17 protein-coding genes are annotated in these 16426 nt (G+C 70.1%); 12 read left to right on the top strand and 5 right to left on the bottom strand.

What is annotated here, in order from left to right; all coding sequences use genetic code 11:
- Position 1: 1 nt before the first annotated feature.
- The 6 genes from VBO01S_RS07790 to VBO01S_RS07765 are packed head-to-tail and all read left to right on the top strand — an operon-like array spanning position 2 to position 4479.
- A complete protein-coding gene (locus VBO01S_RS07790) occupies positions 2-1174 on the top strand; it encodes an MlaE family ABC transporter permease (RefSeq protein ID WP_062472750.1) in 1173 nt (390 codons plus the stop codon).
- Positions 1171-2025 carry an ABC transporter ATP-binding protein gene (locus VBO01S_RS07785; protein ID WP_062472748.1) on the top strand — a complete coding sequence of 285 codons (855 nt, stop codon included), beginning with the start codon at positions 1171-1173 and terminating at the stop codon, positions 2023-2025. The genes VBO01S_RS07790 and VBO01S_RS07785 overlap by 4 nt, the downstream gene beginning before the upstream one ends.
- Positions 2026-2033: 8 nt before the next feature.
- Positions 2034-2990, top strand: a complete 957-nt coding sequence (locus tag VBO01S_RS07780) for an MlaD family protein (protein ID WP_062472746.1) — start codon at positions 2034-2036, stop codon at positions 2988-2990.
- A 23-nt stretch (positions 2991-3013) separates the two neighbouring features.
- A complete protein-coding gene (locus VBO01S_RS07775; protein ID WP_255221076.1) occupies positions 3014-3703 on the top strand; it encodes an ABC-type transport auxiliary lipoprotein family protein in 690 nt (229 codons plus the stop codon).
- Between the two features lie 40 nt (positions 3704-3743).
- Positions 3744-3965: a hypothetical protein gene (locus tag VBO01S_RS07770; protein ID WP_062472741.1), complete on the top strand. Its 222-nt coding sequence runs from the start codon at positions 3744-3746 to the stop codon at positions 3963-3965.
- A gap of 19 nt (positions 3966-3984) precedes the next feature.
- Complete coding sequence (locus VBO01S_RS07765; RefSeq protein WP_062472739.1) at positions 3985-4479, top strand: GFA family protein; 495 nt, start codon at positions 3985-3987, stop codon at positions 4477-4479.
- Positions 4480-4483: 4 nt separating this feature from the next.
- Here VBO01S_RS07765 and VBO01S_RS07760 read toward each other — a convergent pair whose 3' ends face one another.
- Positions 4484-5257, bottom strand: a complete 774-nt coding sequence (locus VBO01S_RS07760; protein ID WP_062472737.1) for an SIR2 family NAD-dependent protein deacylase — start codon at positions 5255-5257, stop codon at positions 4484-4486.
- Positions 5254-6117, bottom strand: coding sequence for an IclR family transcriptional regulator (locus VBO01S_RS07755; protein ID WP_062472735.1), 864 nt, complete (start codon positions 6115-6117; stop codon positions 5254-5256). Before VBO01S_RS07755 ends, VBO01S_RS07760 begins: the two co-directional genes overlap by 4 nt.
- 149 nt (positions 6118-6266) lie before the next feature.
- Between VBO01S_RS07755 and VBO01S_RS07750 the strand changes: the two genes are divergently transcribed.
- The 6 genes from VBO01S_RS07750 to fahA all read left to right on the top strand — a co-directional run bounded on the left by VBO01S_RS07750 (position 6267) and on the right by fahA (position 12757).
- Positions 6267-7226 carry an MBL fold metallo-hydrolase gene (locus tag VBO01S_RS07750; RefSeq protein ID WP_062472733.1) on the top strand — a complete coding sequence of 320 codons (960 nt, stop codon included), beginning with the start codon at positions 6267-6269 and terminating at the stop codon, positions 7224-7226.
- Between the two features lie 64 nt (positions 7227-7290).
- Complete coding sequence (locus VBO01S_RS07745) at positions 7291-8928, top strand: FAD-dependent oxidoreductase (protein ID WP_062472731.1); 1638 nt, start codon at positions 7291-7293, stop codon at positions 8926-8928.
- Positions 8929-8933: 5 nt separating this feature from the next.
- Positions 8934-9128: a DUF2783 domain-containing protein gene (locus VBO01S_RS07740; protein WP_062472729.1), complete on the top strand. Its 195-nt coding sequence runs from the start codon at positions 8934-8936 to the stop codon at positions 9126-9128.
- A gap of 46 nt (positions 9129-9174) precedes the next feature.
- The gene (hmgA, locus tag VBO01S_RS07735) at positions 9175-10485 is read left to right on the top strand and encodes a homogentisate 1,2-dioxygenase (protein ID WP_062472728.1); all 1311 of its coding nucleotides are present in this window, start codon (positions 9175-9177) and stop codon (positions 10483-10485) included.
- Positions 10482-11465: a Bug family tripartite tricarboxylate transporter substrate binding protein gene (locus tag VBO01S_RS07730; protein WP_062472727.1), complete on the top strand. Its 984-nt coding sequence runs from the start codon at positions 10482-10484 to the stop codon at positions 11463-11465. Before hmgA ends, VBO01S_RS07730 begins: the two co-directional genes overlap by 4 nt.
- A 26-nt stretch (positions 11466-11491) precedes the next feature.
- Complete coding sequence (fahA, locus tag VBO01S_RS07725) at positions 11492-12757, top strand: fumarylacetoacetase (protein WP_062472725.1); 1266 nt, start codon at positions 11492-11494, stop codon at positions 12755-12757.
- Between the two features lie 38 nt (positions 12758-12795).
- Here the strand turns inward: fahA and mrdA are convergent, their stop codons facing one another.
- From mrdA to mreC, 3 genes are all read right to left on the bottom strand, one after another.
- Positions 12796-14793, bottom strand: coding sequence for a penicillin-binding protein 2 (mrdA, locus tag VBO01S_RS07720; protein ID WP_062472723.1), 1998 nt, complete (start codon positions 14791-14793; stop codon positions 12796-12798).
- A 147-nt stretch (positions 14794-14940) separates the two neighbouring features.
- Positions 14941-15462, bottom strand: coding sequence for a rod shape-determining protein MreD (gene mreD / locus VBO01S_RS07715; RefSeq protein ID WP_062472721.1), 522 nt, complete (start codon positions 15460-15462; stop codon positions 14941-14943).
- A complete protein-coding gene (mreC, locus tag VBO01S_RS07710) occupies positions 15459-16421 on the bottom strand; it encodes a rod shape-determining protein MreC (RefSeq protein ID WP_062472719.1) in 963 nt (320 codons plus the stop codon). The genes mreD and mreC overlap by 4 nt, the downstream gene beginning before the upstream one ends.
- Positions 16422-16426: the final 5 nt, after the last annotated feature.

The raw sequence follows: 16426 nt of genomic DNA, 5'->3' as shown, positions 1-16426 counted from the left end.
CATGTCGCCCACCCCGTCGCCCGCTGACGCCCCCGCCACCGACGACGCCTTCGCGCCGCCGCGCGCGCAGACGCAGGACGTGGACGGCCGCACCTGGGCCGTGGCCAGCGGTTGCTGGACCACGCTGGCGATGTCGACGCGCCCGGCCTGGGAGGCGCTGGCCAGGGACCTCGCGGCGCTGCCGCCCGCGGACGACCGGGCCTGGGACCTGCGCCCCATCGGCCAGCTCGACCACATCGGCGCCCAGCTGCTGTGGGAGCACTGGCGCCAGGCCTGGCCGGCCAAGATCGAGCTGTCGCCACAGCACCAGGCGGTGCTCGACCAGGTGGCGAAGTTCACGGTGGCCACGCCCGACGAGCCGCCCAAATCGCTGAGCGACCGGCTGCACGCACTGGCCCACCACGGCCCGCGCGCGATGGTCGTGCTGCGCGACTTCGTCGGCCTCATCGGCCAGCTCGCGCTCGACCTGTGCACGCTGGCGCGCGCGCCGCATCGCGCGCCGTGGCGCGACTTCTCGGGCCACCTCTATCAGTTCGGCGCCACGGCGCTGCACATCACGGCGCTGGTCGGCCTCTTGATCGGCGTGGTGCTGGCGTACCTGATCTCCCAGCAGCTGCGCAACTACGGCGCCGAGGCCTTCGTGGTGAACATCCTCGGGCTGTCGCTGATCCGCGAGCTCGGGCCGGTGCTGGCCGCCGTGCTGATCGCGGGCCGCTCGGGCTCGGCGATCACGGCGCAGATCGGCGTGATGCGCGTCACCGAAGAGCTCGACGCGATGCGCGTGATGGGCATCCCGCACGGCTTCCGTCTCGTGATGCCGCGCGTGCTGGCGCTGGCCATCGCGATGCCGCTGATCAGCCTGTGGACCTCGATGGCGGCACTGGCCGGCGGCATGCTCGCGGCCGATGCGGCGCTGGGCATCTCGCCGTCGTATTTCCTGTCGGCATTGCCGCGCGCGGTGCCCATCTCCAACCTCTGGCTGGCCCTGGCCAAGTCGGCGGTGTTCGGCGTGCTGATCGCGCTGATCGGCTGCTACTTCGGCATGAAGGTCAAGCCCAACACCGAGAGCCTGGGGCGCGGCACCACGTCGTCGGTCGTGACCTCGATCACCGCGGTGATCCTGGTCGACGCGCTCTTCGCAGTGCTCTTCAAGGGCATAGGATTCCGCGGATGAACGCCGCCGTGACGTCCCCCTCGAGCACCGTGGTCGACATCCGCAAGCTCTGGACCGTGTTCAAGAGCCCCGATGGCGAACAGGTGGTGCACCGCGACCTCGACCTGCACCTCGACCGCGGCGAGGTGCTGTCGCTGGTCGGCGGCTCGGGCACCGGCAAGACGGTGCTGCTGCGGCAGATCCTCGGGCTGCAGAAACCCACGAAGGGCGCGGTCGAGGTGCTGGGCCGGGCGCCGGGCGAACTCAGCGCGGCCGGCGCGGCCAACGTGGGCATGCTGTTCCAGCACGGTGCGCTGTTCTCGGCCTTCAGCGTGCTGGAGAACATCGCCTTTCCGCTGCGCGAACTCAAGCTGCTGCCCGACGAGCTGATCCGCAACGCCGCGCTCGTGAAGCTGCAGATGGTGGGGCTGGAGCCGCAGCATGCGAACAAGAGCCCGTCGGACCTGTCGGGCGGCATGATCAAGCGCGTGGCGCTCGCGCGCGCGCTCATCATGGACCCGCCGCTGCTGCTGCTCGATGAGCCCACGGCCGGCCTCGACCCCGAGGCCTCCGACAGTTTCTGCGACCTGCTGCGCGGCCTGCACCGCGAGTTGGGCCTGACGGTCGTGATGGTCACGCACGACCTGGACACCCTGTTCGACCTGAGCACCCGCATCGCGGTGCTGGCCGACCAGAAGGTGATCGTGAGCGGCACGGCGCGCGAAGTCATCGCCTATCCGCATCCCTTCATCCACGAATACTTTCTCGGCGGGCGCGGCCAGCGCGCCCTGGAGGCGCTGCACGACAAGCCCGCCGCCGGCAAAGCACCACCCGCGCCGCAGCCCGAGGCCGCGCGCGCTGAAGAAAGGTAGGTCCCCTCATGGAAAACAAGGCCCATGCCCTCGCCGCCGGCGCCTTCGTGCTCGGCCTGATCGCCGCGCTCGTCGCGCTGGTGGTCTGGTTCACGCGCGACAACACCGTGCGCAACGTGTACGAACTCTCCACCCGCGACGCCGTGAGCGGCCTGCAGCCGCAGGCCCAGGTGCGCTACCGCGGCATCTCGGTCGGCAAGGTGACCTCGATCGACTTCGACCCCAAGACCAAAGGCAACGTGCGCGTGCGCATCACGGTCGACGAGCGCGTGCCGCTCACCACCTCCAGCTTTGCCACGCTGAGCTACCAGGGCGTGACCGGCCTGGCCTTCATCGCGCTGGACGACGAGGGCGAATCGACCGTCGCGCTCAAGCCCGACAACAACAACCCGCCGCGCATTCCGCTCAAGCCCTCGATGCTCGCGAAGCTGCAGGACCGCGGCGAGGAAATCATCGACCAGGTGGAAGAAGTGACCAAGCGCGCCAACGCGCTGCTGGCCGACGCCAACCAGAAGCGCGTGGCCGACGCGCTGGAAAACATCGCGGCCGCCTCGGCCAGCGCCAACACGCTGCTCAAGCAGCTCGACAACACCGTCAAGACCGGCCTGAACCCGACGCTGGCCGCCATGCCCGAGACGCTGTCGACGGTGAAGAAAGCAGCCGGCGATGTCTCGCGCGTGGCCAACAACTTCAACTCCACCGTGGGCAAGCTCAACGCACCCGACGGCCCGGTCGAGCGCCTGAGCGAGGGCACCAAGGCGCTGGCGCAGGCGGTCGATTCGTTCAACGCCGCCACCCTGCCGCGCGTGAACCGCGTGGCCGACGACACCGCCCACGCGGTGCGCCGCCTGGGCCGCGCGGCCGACAGCATCAACGACAACCCGCAATCGCTGCTGTTCGGCAACGGCGGCGCGGCCGCGGGCCCGGGCGAGCCCGGCTTCGTCGCGCCCGCCGCACGCCACTGACCGGGAGCAGACACACCATGCGCATGAAGAACACCCTCCCCGCCCTCGCCAGCCTCGGCTGTGTGCTGCTGGTCGCCGGCTGCGGCATGCTGCCCGACAAGCCGGCGCGCGCCACGCTGTACGACTTCGGCCCCGGCCTTTCGGCCACCGCACCGGCCACCGCTGCCGCGCCGACCACCGCGCTGCCGGCGCTGTCCCTCGCGGAGTTCGACAGCAACACGCGCCTGGACGGCACGCAGATCCTGTACCGCCTGGGCTATGCCGACGCCAACGAGCTGCGCCCCTACGGCCAGTCGCGCTGGAGCCTGCCGCCCGCGCAGCTGCTGCGCCAGCGGTTGCGCGACACGCTGGCCGAGCGCCGCACCGTGCTCGGCCCCGAAGAAAGCGCGACGCTCGCGCGCACCGAGGGCATCGTGCCCGACACGCTGCGCATCTCGCTCGACGAGTTCAGCCACTACTTCGACGCGCCCGCGAGCAGCACGGGCCTGGTGCGCCTGCGCGCCACACTGGTCCGCACCGCCACCGGCGGCGACCGCGTGATGGGCCAGCGGACCTTCACCGTGCGCCGCCCCGCCGCCAGCGCCGACGCGCCCGGCGGCGTGAAGGCGCTCATCGCGGCGAGCGACGCGGCCATGGCCGAGGTCGTGCAGTGGGTGGACCAGCTGCAGCAGCAGGAGCCGCCGCAGCCGCGCACGGCGGCACCGCGGCGCTGAACGGCTTTTCATTCCAACCAACCCTGAGGAGACCCGCCCCATGAACGCAACGCGCATCGTCGGCATCCTGCTGGTCGTGGCCGGCATCGCCGGGCTCGGCCTGGGCGGCTTCAGCTTCACCAAAGAAACCCACCAGGCCAAGCTGGGCCCGCTGGAGTTCTCGGTGAAGGAAAAACAGACCGTCAACATCCCGGCCTGGGCCGGCGTGGCGGCGATCGTGGTGGGCGGCGCGCTGGTGCTGCTGGGTGGCAAGAAGGGCTGAGCGCCCGCCGACCACCGCCATGGCCGACGCCTTCGTGCCGCTGGAAGGCGGCTGCACCTGCCGGCAGGTGCGCTACCGCCTGAACGCCCCGCCGCTCTTCGTGCACTGCTGCCACTGCCGCTGGTGCCAGCGCGAGACGGGCTCGTCCTTCGCGCTCAACGCGCTGATCGAACCCGAGCATGTGCAGGTGCTGCAGGGCGCGGTCGATCTGGTGCTCACGCCCTCGGCCAGCGGACGCGGCCAGAAGTACGCGCGCTGCCCGGCCTGCCATGTCGCGCTGTGGAGCCACTACGCCGGCGCCGGCGACGCCGTGAGCTTCATCCGCGTGGGCACGCTCGACACGCCCGACCGGCTGCCGCCGGACCTGCACATCTTCACGATGTCCAAGCAGCCGTGGGTGGTGCTGCCGCCCGGCGCACCTGCGGTGCACGAGTACTACGACCGCAAGGACTACTGGCCCGCCGGGAGCCTCGCGCGCTGGCGCGTGCTGCGCGAGAAGATGCGGGCCGGCTAGCGCTTCAGTCGCCGGCCATCCCGGCAACCAACTTCGGCAGCAGGTCTTCCGACGCCCCCCGCAACACCACCGCCGCCGCATCGTCCAGATGCGGCAGCGGCTCGATGTTCAGCGTGACCAGCCGCGCACCGCGCGCCATCGCCAGCTTGGGCAGCTCGGCCGCCGGGTAGACGATGGTGGTGCTGCCGACCACCAGGAACAGGTCGGACTCCTGCGCCGCCACCTGCGCGTCGAGCAGCACGCCGGCGTTCAGCATCTCGCCGAACATGACCACGTCGGGCCGCGCGTGCGAGCCGCAGCGCAGGCAGCGGTGGAAGGGCCACGGGCCGCTGCGGTTGCCGCAGTGGTCGCAGCGCCAGCGGCGCAGCGAGCCGTGCAGTTCGAGCACATCCTGTCCGCCGGCCTTGCCGAGCAGGCCGTCGACGTTCTGCGTGATGAGCCGGGTCGCAGGGCGCAGCCGCTGCAACTGCGCGAGCGCGAGGTGGCCGGGGTTGGGCGACGCGGCCTCGATCAGCGCCAAGCGCTGGGCCCAGAACTTGGTGAAGCCGCCCGGGTCGCGCGCGAGGTCGTCCGCATGCGAGAACTTGAGCGCGTTCTGGCTCATCCACAGGCCGTCGGCGTCGCGGTAGGTCGGGATGCCCGAGGCCTTGGACAGCCCCGCGCCCGAGAAGACCACGATGCGCCGCGCACCGCGCAGCAGCGCCACGGTGCGGTCGATGCGCAGCGCGAGGTCGTCGGAAGAAGAGAAAGAAGACAAGGCGGAAGAAAACAGGGTCATCGATCGGAAACGGAGGGAACCACGGCGCCGGTGGCGCTCGCCCCCAGGCGCTGCGACACCGTGCCCGCGCAGGCCTTGAGCGCGCGCGCGATCTCGCCGTCCCAGGCGGTGTGGAAGATGCCGGCCGGGCCGATGGCGGTCACGGCCAGCACGATGGCGCCGGTGTGGTCGAACACCGGCGCGGCCATGGCGCTCACGCCCTCGATCACCTCGCCGTCGGAGCGGCTGATGCCGTGGTCGCGCACTTCCTGGCACTGGCGTTCGAAGTCGCTCCACGAGGGCAGCGGCTGCACCGGCGGCATGCCGGCCGGCGGCGCGGGCTCGGCGGCGCCCTTGCGCTGCTTCTGGCGCTGGCGCTCGTCCTCGAGCTGCGCGCGCACCACCGCCGGGTCGAGGTAGGCGGCAAACACGCGGCCCGAGGCCGTGTTGGTGAGCGAGAACACCGTGCCGTGGCGCATGTTCACGTGCACCGGCGAGGGCGACTCGGCCGTGCGCACGATGGTCGCGCCGCGCGCGCCCCACACGGCCAGCGCCACGGTGTGGCCGATCTGCTGCGCGAGCTGGCCGATCAGCGGCGTGGCGATGTGCACCGGGTCGGCCTGCTGCAGGCTGATCAGCCCCAGTTGCAAGGCCAGCGGGCCGAGCAGATAGTGGCCGCTGGCGCGGTCCTGCTCGATGAGGCCCAGCCGGCCGAAGCTCACCATGTACGGGTGGGCCTTGGCGGCCGTCATGTCCGCTTCGCGGGCAAGGTCTTTGAGCGCCATCGGGCGGCCGTGGTGCACCAGCGCGCGCAGCAGCTGCCCGCCGACCTCGATGCTCTGGATGCCGCGCTGGGCGCGGTCGGTGTCAGTCGCTGCCATGGCCGCCTTGCCGTCTGGTTGTTCGTTCATCAAGAAGGCATTAGACATGAACTGATCTCGGGCTTACACTCCGCGCATTCGTTATCTGCAAACTCGTTCGCCTTAAACGAATCAGGCGAATCCCAAAACCACCCCACCGGAGACACACGATGAGCCAAGCCAAGAAATTCGCCAGCCAGGCCGACCTGGAAGAAAAGAAGATCACCTTCAGCCAGATCTCGGAGCACGCCTGGGCCTACACGGCCGAGGGCGACCCCAACACCGGGATCATCATCGGCGACGACTGCGTGCTGGTGGCCGACACCCAGGCCACGCCCGCCATGGCCGCCGACGTAGTGCGCCGCATCCGCGAAGTGACCGACAAGCCCATCAAGTACGTGGTGCTCACCCACTACCACGCGGTGCGCGTGCTGGGCGCGGCGGGCTACGGCGCCGAACACATCCTGGCCAGCCAGGACACGCGCGACCTGATCGTGGAGCGCGGCGAGGAAGACAAGGCCAGCGAAATCGGCCGCTTCCCGCGCCTGTTCCAGAACGTCGAGACGGTGCCCCCGGGCCTGACCTGGCCCACCATGACCTTCACCGGCAAGATGACGCTGTGGCTGGGCAAGCTTGAAGTGCAGCTGCTGCAGCTGGGCCGCGGCCACACCAAGGGCGACACGGTCGTCTGGCTGCCGCAGGAGCGCGCGCTGCTGTCGGGCGACCTGGTCGAGTTCGGCGCCACGCCGTACGCCGGCGACGCCTACTTCCAGGACTGGCCGCAGACGCTGGACAACATCGCCGCCCTGAAGCCCCTGGCCCTGGTGCCGGGCCGCGGCGCCGCGCTGACCACGCCCGAAGCCGTGGCCGAGGGCCTGAACGGCACGCGCGCCTTCATTTCCGACGTGTACGCCAGCGTGCAGGAAGGCGTGAAGGCCGGCCGCGACCTGAACGCGGTCTACAAGGAAACCTACGCGAAGCTGCAGCCCAAGTACCAGCAGTGGGTCATCTTCGACCACTGCATGCCCTTCGACGTGAGCCGCGCCTACGACGAGGCCTCGGGCCACGCCGACCCGCGCGTGTGGACGGCCCAGCGCGACATCGACATGTGGAAGGCCCTGGAAGGCTGATCGCGCCGCGACCTTCCCCCGCGCGGGGAAGGCGACGGAAACGACAAGAACACGGAGACATCACGTGATCGACTATCAAAGCCTGCGCTTCGACTACACCCGCCACGCCGACCAGGACGCCGCCGCGCCCGCCCGCCACCCCGTGGTGGTCGTGGGCGCCGGCCCGGTGGGCCTCACGCTCGCCATCGACCTCGCCCTGCGGCAGGTTCCCGTGGTGCTGCTCGACAACGACAACAGCCTGTCCAGCGGATCGCGCGCGATCTGCTTCGCCAAGCGCACGCTCGAGGTGTTCGACCGCCTCGGCTGCGGCGACCGCATGGTGGACAAGGGCGTGTCGTGGAACGTCGGCAAGGTGTTCTTCCATGACGAGCAGGTCTACCGCTTCGACCTGCTGCCCGAGCCCGGCCACGAGCGCCCGGCCTTCATCAACCTGCAGCAGTACTACGTCGAGGGCTACCTCGTCGAACGCGCCGCGGCCTTGCCGCTGATCGACCTGCGCTGGAACAACAAGGTGATCGGCATCGAGCAGCGCGACGATGGCGCGGTGCTCACCATCGAGACGCCTGAAGGCAACTACGAACTGGCCGCTGGCTACGTCGCCGCCTGCGACGGCTCGCGCTCCAACCTGCGCCAGATGCTGGGACAGGAAGCCAAGGGCCGCGTGTTCCGCGACCGCTTCCTGATCGCCGACATCACGATGGACGCGCAGCTGCCGACCGAGCGCCGCTTCTGGTTCGACCCCTCGTTCCACCCCGGCCAGAGCGTGCTGCTGCACAAGCAGGCCGACGGCATGTGGCGCGTCGACTTCCAGCTCGGCTGGGACGCCGACCCGGTGGAAGAGCGCAAGCCCGAGCGCATCACGCCGCGCGTGCGCGCGCTGCTGGACAGCATCGGCTTCGAAGGCGTGCAGTTCCAGATCGGCTGGGCCAGCGTCTACACCTTCGCCTGCCAGCGCATGGAGCGCTTCCGCCACGGCCGCGTGCTGTTCGCGGGCGACTCGGCGCACGGCGTGTCGCCCTTCGGCGCGCGCGGCGCGAACTCGGGCGTGCAGGACGCCGACAACCTCGCCTGGAAGCTCGCGGCCGTGCTGGCCGGCGACGCACCCGACGCGCTGCTCGACAGCTACGCCAGCGAGCGCGAATACGCGGCCGACGAGAACATCCGCAACTCCACGCGCGCCACCGACTTCATCACGCCCAAGAGCGAGGTGAGCCGCCTCTTCCGCGACGCCGTGCTCGAGCTCACCAAGCGCCACGCCTTCGCACGCTCGCTGGTCAACAGCGGGCGGCTGTCGGTGGCCACGGTGCTGCGCGACTCGCCGCTCAACACGCCCGACGCCGACACCTTCGCCGGCGCGATGGTGCCCGGCGCCGCCGCGGCCGACGCGCCCGTGCGGCGCGCCGACGGCAGCACCGGCTGGCTGCTGCGCGAATGCCATGTGGCGCGCTTCACCGCGCTGGTGTTCGGCACCGGCGACGCCGCCGAGCGCAGCCTGCAGGCGCTGAACGCCAGCGACCTCGCGCTGCATGTGGTGCGCGTGGAAGGCACCGGCGCCGACGCCGAACTCGCCACGCAGCGCTACGACGCGCAGCCCGGCACCGTCTACCTGCTGCGGCCCGACCAGCACGTGTGCGCGCGCTGGCGGCAGCCCACGGCGGCGAACCTTCGCGCGGCCCTCGACCACGCACTGGCAAAGGCATGACCCCGATGCAACCGCAACTGATCACCACGCCGAACCTCGAGGCGCCCGACGATTTCTACGAGGCGCTCATCGAGGCCCACCAGGGGCTTTCCACCGAGGAAAGCCACGCCTTCAACGCACGGCTCGTGCTCGTGCTGGCCAACCACGTCGGCTCGCTGGCCGTGCTGCGCGAAGCCTTCGACGCGGCGCGCGCCGGCTGAACGGCCGCACGTTCCCACCTCATCGCGACTTTCGAAAGACAAGCCCATGACCCAAGCAACACCCGCCACCGAACGGCGCTACCAGAGCGGCTTCGGCAACGAGTACGCCTCCGAGGCCGTGCCCGGTGCGCTGCCGCAAGGCCGCAACAACCCGCAGCGCGGCCCCTTCGACCTGTACACCGAGCTGCTCTCGGGCACCGCCTTCACGGCGCCGCGCCACGAGAACCGCCGCACCTGGCTGTACCGCCGCCAGCCCTCGGTGGTGTCGGGCCGCTACCAGCCCTACGCGCAGGCGCACTGGACCACCGGCGCCGACCGCGAGATCGCGCTGCCGCCCGAGCCGATGCGCTGGGGCCCGCTGCCGCTGGACGGCGCGGCCGACGTCGACTTCATCGACGGCATGCACACGCTGGCCGCCAACGGCGATGCCGAATCGCAGGTCGGCATCGGCTCGCTGATGTACCTGGCCGGTCGCTCGATGGACCAGCGCGCCTTCGTCAACGCCGACGGCGAGATGCTGGTGATGCCCCAACAGGGCCGCCTCGTCGTCACGACCGAACTGGGCGTGCTCGACGTCAAGCCCGGCGAAATCGTGGTGCTGCCGCGTGGCATGGCCTTCAAGGTCGCCCTGCCCGACGGCCTCTCGCGCGGCTACGTGTGCGAGAACTACGGCGCGCACTTCCGCCTGCCCGAACTCGGCCCCATCGGCTCGAACGGCCTGGCCAACGCACGCGACTTCCAGGCGCCCGTGGCGGCCTTCGAGGCAGACGGCGGTGCCTACGAGCTGGTGAAGAAATTCGGCGGCCGCTTCTGGACCGCACCGACGAAACAGTCGCCCTTCAACGTGGTCGCCTGGCACGGCAACCTCGCGCCGGTGAAGTACGACACGGCCAACTTCATGGTGATCGGCTCGATCAGCTTCGACCATCCCGATCCCTCGATCTTCACCGTGCTGACCTCGCCCAGCGACACGCCCGGCACGGCCAACTGCGACTTCGTGATCTTCCCGCCGCGCTGGATGGTCATGGAAAACACCTTCCGTCCGCCGTGGTTCCACCGCAACCTCATGAGCGAGTTCATGGGCCTGGTGCTGGGCGAGTACGACGCCAAGCCGGGTGGCTTCAAACCCGGCGGCGCGAGCCTGCACAACTGCATGGTGCCGCACGGCCCGGACGAGGAAGCCTTCGACAAGGCCACGCACGCCGACCTCAAGCCGCACAAGCTGGACAACACGCTGGCCTTCATGTTCGAGAGCCGCTACCGTTTCATCCCGACGAACTTCGCGCTGCAAAGCCCGGCGCTCGACACCGACTACACCGACTGCTGGGCCGGTCTGAAGGACCAATTCAAGGCATGACGCACGCTCTCACCCTCACCCTCACCCGCCGCGCCGCGGCCCTCGCACTGCTCGCGGCGCCGTTCCTGCTGGCGCACGCGGCCGACTTTCCGTCCAAGCCCATCAAGTTCATCGTGCCCTACACGGCCGGCGGCACCACCGACCTGGTGGCGCGCACCGTGGGCCAGAAGGTGTCGGAGAAGCTGGGCCAGCCGGTGCTCATCGACAACCGCGGCGGCGCGGGCGGCAACATCGGCATGGACGCCGTGGCCAAGGCCGCGCCCGACGGCTACACGATCGGCTTCGGCGCCATCTCGACCAACGCGCTGAACCCGCACATCTACAAGTCGATGGCCTTCGACCCGCGCAAGGACTTCACGGCCATCAGCCTGCTGGGCATGTCGACCATCGTGCTCGAAGTGCCCGCAAGTTCGGCCATCAAGACCGTGCCCGAGCTCATCGCCGCCGCGAAGAAGAACCCCGGCCTGCCCTACGCCACTGCGGGCGCCGGCACCTCGATGAACCTGGCCGGCGTGATGTTCGCGCAGATGACCGGCACCGAGCTCACGCACGTGGCCTACAAGGGCAGCGGCCCGGCCATCACCGACATGCTGGGCAACACCATCGGCGTGATGTTCGACAACCTGCCGGCGTCGCTGCCGCACATCCAGGCCGGCAAGCTGCGCGCACTGGCCGTGGCGGGCGCCACGCGCTCGCCCTCGCTGCCCGACGTGCCGACGATGGCCGAGGCGGGCCTCAAGGGCTATGCGCTGGAGCCGTGGTTCGGCGTGTACGGGCCGGCGAAGCTGCCGGCGCCGATCGTGAAGGCGCTGAACGAAGCCTTCGTCGAAGCGCTCGCGATGCCTGACGTGAAAGCCAAGCTACAGCAGGCCGGTTTCTCGCCGCGCGGCTCGAGCGCGCAGGAGCTCACCACGCTCACCGACACCGAATACAAGCGCCTGGGCGACGTCGCCAAAAAAGCGGGCATGACCGCAGACTGATCCGATTCAAGAACCGAAAGACCTCCATGACCGCACTCAACGCCACCCACGACCCGAAGCTGCGCAGCTGGGTCGCCGCCGCCAACGTGGCCGGCACCGACTTCCCGATCCAGAACCTGCCCTTCGGCCGCTTCCGCGCCGCCGGCAGCAGCGAGGCCTTCCGCATCGGCGTGGCCATCGGCGACCAGATCCTCGACCTGCGCGCCACCGGCCTCATCGACACCGACGACATGAACGTGCTGATGAACGCCTCGGTGAAAGACCGCCAGGCCCTGCGCGCCGCGATCTCCGCGGGCCTCGCCGAAGGCAGTGGCCAGCAGGCGGCGTGGTCGAAGGCCCTGCTGGCGCAGGCCCAGGCCGAGATGACCGTGCCCTGCCGCATCGGCGACTACACCGACTTCTACACGGGCATCCACCACGCCACCACCATCGGCAAGCTGTTCCGTCCTGACCAGCCGCTGATGCCCAACTACAAGTGGGTGCCCATCGGTTATCACGGCCGCGCCTCGTCGATCGGCGTGAGCGGTCAGACCTTCAAGCGCCCGCAGGGCCAGACCAAGGCACCCGACGCGGTGGCGCCGAGCTTCGGCCCCTCGAAGCGGCTGGACTACGAACTGGAGCTGGGCTTCCTCGTGGGCCGCGGCAATGCGCTGGGCGAGCCCATCGCCATCGGCGACGCCGAAGACCACCTGTTCGGCGTGACCCTGCTCAACGACTGGTCGGCGCGCGACCTGCAGGCCTGGGAATACCAGCCGCTGGGCCCGTTCCTGGCCAAGAACTTCGCCAGCACGCTGTCGCCCTGGATCGTGACGACCGAAGCGCTGGCCCCGTTCCGCGCCAAGTTCGAGCGCCCCGCCGAAGACCCGCAACCGCTGCCCTACCTCGATGCGCCGTCGAACCGCGCCAGCGGCGCGCTCGACATCACGCTCGAAGTGCTGCTGCAGACCGCGAAGATGCGCGCCGACGGCGTGGCGCCCGTGCGCCTCACGCTCGGCAACACCACCGAAGCCGCCTACTGGACCGCCGCGCAGCTCATCACGCACCACACGGTGAACGGCTGCAACCTGCAACCCGGCGACCTGCTGGGTTCGGGCACGCTGTCGGGCCCGCAGCCCGACCAGGCTGGTTCGCTGATGGAACTCACGCTGGGCGGCAAGCAGCCCATCACGCTGCCGAACGGAGAGAAGCGCACCTTCCTGGAAGACGGCGACACGCTGGTGATGCGCGGCTGGTGCGAGCGCGAAGGCGCGGTGCGCATCGGCCTGGGTGAAGTCGCCGGGACGGTGGTCTGACCCTGGCTTAAGAGACGGTGCGCCCCGGGGGGCGCCTGTCAGGGCGTCGGCGCCGCCGACGATGCCGCGCCCGCCGGTGCCGGCACCGCGGCCGCCGCAGGCCAGGCCACCTCGCTGGCCACGCGCGGCTTGCCCATCGGCGCACCCGCGCGGCCGATGCGCACGGCGGCCATGTCGGCCTCGCTCGGGTACTGGTCCATGAGCCAGTAGTCGAACACGCGGCGCGCGAGAGGCGCCGCAGCGCCCGCGCCCCAGCCGGCGTTCTCGACGATGACGGCGAGCGCGATCTTCGGGTTGTTGGCCGGTGCGTAGGCCATGAACAGCGCGTGGTCGCGCTGGTGTTCTTCGAGTGCGCGCGCGTTGTACTTGGTGTTCTTGGCCTGCGTCACGGCCTGTGCCGTGCCGGTCTTGCCGGCCGCCTGGTAGCCCGCGCCCGCGAACACGCCGCGCGCGGTGCCGCTGGTGACCACGCTGGTCAGGCCCTCGCGGATCACGGCCACGTTGGCCGCCGTGTAGCCCAGGTTCTCGGCCGGCGGCTGCGGCAGCGGCACGACCTGCCCGCTGACCGTGTTGCGCATCGCCAGCGCCAGGTGCGGCCGGTGCTTCATGCCGCCGTCGGCCACGATGGCCGTGGCCTGCGCCAGCTGCAGCATGGTGAAGGCGTTGTAGCCCTGGCCGATGCCCAGCGAGATGGTCTCGCCCGCGTACCACTTCTTCTGCTCGGGCCGCTTGTAGGCGTTGCGCTTCCACTCGGTGCTGGGCAGCACGCCGCGCACCTCGCCGCCCAGGTCGATGCCGGTGATCTGGCCGAAGCCCATCGGCTTCATGAAGTCGTGGATCAGGTCCACGCCCATCTCGTTGGCCAGCGAGTAGTAGTAGATGTTGCTCGACACCTGGATCGAGCGGCGCATGTCGACGCCGCCCAGGTAGCCCTCGGGGCTGCCGAAGCGGTGGCCGCCGAAGTTGAAGTAGCCGGGGTCGTTCACCACCACGCTCGCGGCACGCTTGCCGGTCTGCAGCGCCGCCAGCGCCATGAAGGGCTTGTAGGTGGAGCCCGGCGGGTAGGTGCCGCGCAGCGCGCGGTTGAGCAGCGGCTTGTCGATCGATTCGGTGAGCGCCTGCCAGCTCTCGGTGTCGATGCCTTCGACGAACAGGTTGGGATCGAAGGTGGGCTTGCTCACGAAGGCCAGCACCTCGCCGGTCTTGGGGTCGATGGCCACGAGCGCACCGCGCCGGTCGCCGTACATGTCTTCCACCAGCTTCTGCAGCTTGATGTCCAGCGACAGCATGACGGTGTTGCCCGGCGTGGCCGGGTGGCTGGCGAGCCGGCGCACGGCGCGCCCACCGGCCGAGGTTTCCATCTGCTCGACGCCGGTCTGGCCGTGCAGCATCTTCTCGTAGCTCTGCTCGATGCCCAGCTTGCCGATGTAGTCGGTGCCTTTGTAGTTGGCCTGGTCTTCCTCGTCCCAGTCTTCCATCGCGGTCTTCTCGCGCTGGTTGATGCGGCCGATGTAGCCCAGCACGTGCGAGGCCAGCTCGCCCTGCGGGTAGTTGCGGAACAGGCGCGCCTTGATCTCCACGCCCGGGAAGCGGTAGCGCTGTGCCGCGAAGCGCGCCACCTCTTCGTCGCTCAGGCGGGTGCGGATCGGAATGGAGTCGAAGCTGCGCGAGTCTTCGCGCAGGCGCTTGAAGCGGCGGCGGTCGCGCGGCGACACCTCGAGCACGCTGGTCAGGCTGTTGATGGTCTCCTCGACGTCGCCGACCTTGGAGGGCGTGATCTCCAGCGTGTAGGCCGAGTAGTTGGAGGCCAGCACGATGCCGTTGCGGTCGAGGATGAGCCCCCGGTTCGGCACCACCGGCACCACGGCCGTGCGGTTGCTCTCGGCCTGCTCGGCCAGGTCGGCATGGCGCACGACCTGCAGGTAGACCAGCCGCGAGCCCAGCAGGCTGAAGGCGAACAGCACCGCCAGGCCGATGACGATCACGCGGCGCTTGAAGCGCGCCAGGTCGGCGGCAACGTTGCGGATTTCGGTCATGGCGTCAGGAAGCTTAGGCGTGCGCAGGTGCGATGGCAAATGCGAGGGGCGGCCGCCGCCGGGCCGCCCCAAGGCGGGCCGCGCCTCCCCCTCGGGGGGTGGAGTTACACGCAGCGAAGCGAAGTGAAAAGCCGGGGGGCACCATGACTAGAGGGGGCGGTTCTCGTCGGGTTCGGGCGTGCGGCGCTGGGGCGCCAGCAGCAGCGCGGTGGCCAGCGGCCACAGCGCCGCCTCGAGGGCCGGCGAGACCAGCACGCCCCAGCCCGGGAACACGCCGCCGCCGATCATGCGCGTGATCACCTCGATGAACTGCGACAGCGCAAACAGCGGCAGCACCTGCAGCGCCTGCGAGAGCACCGGGTACCACAGCAGGCGCCGGTGGATCATGATCGCGAAGAAGCCCAGCGTGGTGTAGGACAGCGCATGCTGGCCCAGCATCGACGACTGGTGCACGTCCATGAGCAGGCCGAACATGAAGGCCGCGCCGATGCCCACGCGCGCGGGCTGGTGCACGCCCCAGAACACGATCACCAGCGCCAGCAGGTCGGGCATCCAGGCGGCGCGGCCGATGGGAATCATGTTGACCAGCAGCGCCACGAGCAGGCTGGTCCACATGAAGACGGGGCTGACGGGCAGCAGGAGCTGCTGCTGGCCGGGGCGCTTGATCATCGCGTGGCTCCCGACGGTTTCTTCTCGTTCTTGCCGGCGCCCGGCTTGCCTTCGGGGCGCTTGCGCTGGGTGGACGCGGCCTCGACGTGCGGCGGCGCCACCGGGGCGCCGGAGGGCTCGAGCACCAGCACGTAGCGCGCCGCGGTCACGCGGGCCAGCGGCACGCAGTAGATGCGTGCGAAGGCCGAGTCGGCGCGGCGCTCGATGCGTTCGATCTTGGCCACCGGCAGGCCGGCCGGGTAGATGCCGTCGACGCCGCTGGTAGAGAGCAGGTCGCCCTCCTGCAGGTCGGCGTTGGCGGCCATGAAGCGCAGCTCCATGCCGCCGCCGTGCGCCGAGGCGTCGCCGAAGGCCACGCTGCGCACGCCGGTGCGGGTGTTCTGCACGGGAATGGCCAGGTCGCGGTCGATCACCAGCGTGACCTCGCTCGTGAAGGGCAGCACCTGCGTCACCTGGCCCAGCACGCCGCGCGCGTCGATCACCGGCGAGCCGGCCGCCACGCCCTGCGCGAGGCCCTGGTCGATGACGATCTTGCGCGTGTAGGGGTCAGCCGCGTCGTACAGCACCTCGGCCGGGCGGCCCGGCGTGGTGGTGGTCTGGCGCAGCTCGAGCAGCTCGCGCAGGCGGGCGTTGTCTTGCGCGAGCGTGTCGGCGCGGCTGGCGGTCTCGGCCTGCAGCATCAGGGCCTTGCGGGCCTCGTCTTCGTTGCGCTGCGCGGTCTGCAGCTCTTCGAAGTAGCGGCTGCCGCCCATCACCAGCATGACCGGCTTGAGCGCCGCCATCTGCACCGGGTAGAGCACCGCGCCGATGGCCGAGCGGATCGGCTTCACGAGGTGAAAGCGGGCGTCGGCGACCATGAGGAAGAGCGAGAGCGCGCCGAAGAAGATCAGCTTGCTGAGTGCCGATTGCCCCTGGTTGAACAGGGGTGGCGCTGTGCGATCGAGCGTGCCCAGAGGCATGTAGT

Source organism: Variovorax boronicumulans NBRC 103145 (assembly GCF_001591345.1).
GTDB lineage: Bacteria > Pseudomonadota > Gammaproteobacteria > Burkholderiales > Burkholderiaceae_C > Variovorax > Variovorax boronicumulans.
Note: the sequence above shows the minus strand (reverse complement) of the source record. Positions and strands in the feature narration are given on the sequence as shown.

What these genes read in the sequence shown, in the direction of transcription:
- VBO01S_RS07755 (WP_062472735.1), bottom strand. Translation starts at nt 6,117, where the DNA reads ATGGCAGCGACTGACACCGACCGCGCCCAGCGCGGCATCCAGAGCATC.
- fahA (WP_062472725.1), top strand. Translation starts at nt 11,492, where the DNA reads ATGACCGCACTCAACGCCACCCACGACCCGAAGCTGCGCAGCTGGGTC.
- mreC (WP_062472719.1), bottom strand. Translation starts at nt 16,421, where the DNA reads ATGCCTCTGGGCACGCTCGATCGCACAGCGCCACCCCTGTTCAACCAG.
- VBO01S_RS07760 (WP_062472737.1), bottom strand. Translation starts at nt 5,257, where the DNA reads ATGACCCTGTTTTCTTCCGCCTTGTCTTCTTTCTCTTCTTCCGACGAC.
- mreD (WP_062472721.1), bottom strand. Translation starts at nt 15,462, where the DNA reads ATGATCAAGCGCCCCGGCCAGCAGCAGCTCCTGCTGCCCGTCAGCCCC.
- VBO01S_RS07740 (WP_062472729.1), top strand. Translation starts at nt 8,934, where the DNA reads ATGCAACCGCAACTGATCACCACGCCGAACCTCGAGGCGCCCGACGAT.
- VBO01S_RS07730 (WP_062472727.1), top strand. Translation starts at nt 10,482, where the DNA reads ATGACGCACGCTCTCACCCTCACCCTCACCCGCCGCGCCGCGGCCCTC.
- VBO01S_RS07765 (WP_062472739.1), top strand. Translation starts at nt 3,985, where the DNA reads ATGGCCGACGCCTTCGTGCCGCTGGAAGGCGGCTGCACCTGCCGGCAG.
- VBO01S_RS07780 (WP_062472746.1), top strand. Translation starts at nt 2,034, where the DNA reads ATGGAAAACAAGGCCCATGCCCTCGCCGCCGGCGCCTTCGTGCTCGGC.
- VBO01S_RS07770 (WP_062472741.1), top strand. Translation starts at nt 3,744, where the DNA reads ATGAACGCAACGCGCATCGTCGGCATCCTGCTGGTCGTGGCCGGCATC.
- hmgA (WP_062472728.1), top strand. Translation starts at nt 9,175, where the DNA reads ATGACCCAAGCAACACCCGCCACCGAACGGCGCTACCAGAGCGGCTTC.
- VBO01S_RS07775 (WP_255221076.1), top strand. Translation starts at nt 3,014, where the DNA reads ATGAAGAACACCCTCCCCGCCCTCGCCAGCCTCGGCTGTGTGCTGCTG.
- VBO01S_RS07785 (WP_062472748.1), top strand. Translation starts at nt 1,171, where the DNA reads ATGAACGCCGCCGTGACGTCCCCCTCGAGCACCGTGGTCGACATCCGC.
- mrdA (WP_062472723.1), bottom strand. Translation starts at nt 14,793, where the DNA reads ATGACCGAAATCCGCAACGTTGCCGCCGACCTGGCGCGCTTCAAGCGC.
- VBO01S_RS07750 (WP_062472733.1), top strand. Translation starts at nt 6,267, where the DNA reads ATGAGCCAAGCCAAGAAATTCGCCAGCCAGGCCGACCTGGAAGAAAAG.
- VBO01S_RS07790 (WP_062472750.1), top strand. Translation starts at nt 2, where the DNA reads ATGTCGCCCACCCCGTCGCCCGCTGACGCCCCCGCCACCGACGACGCC.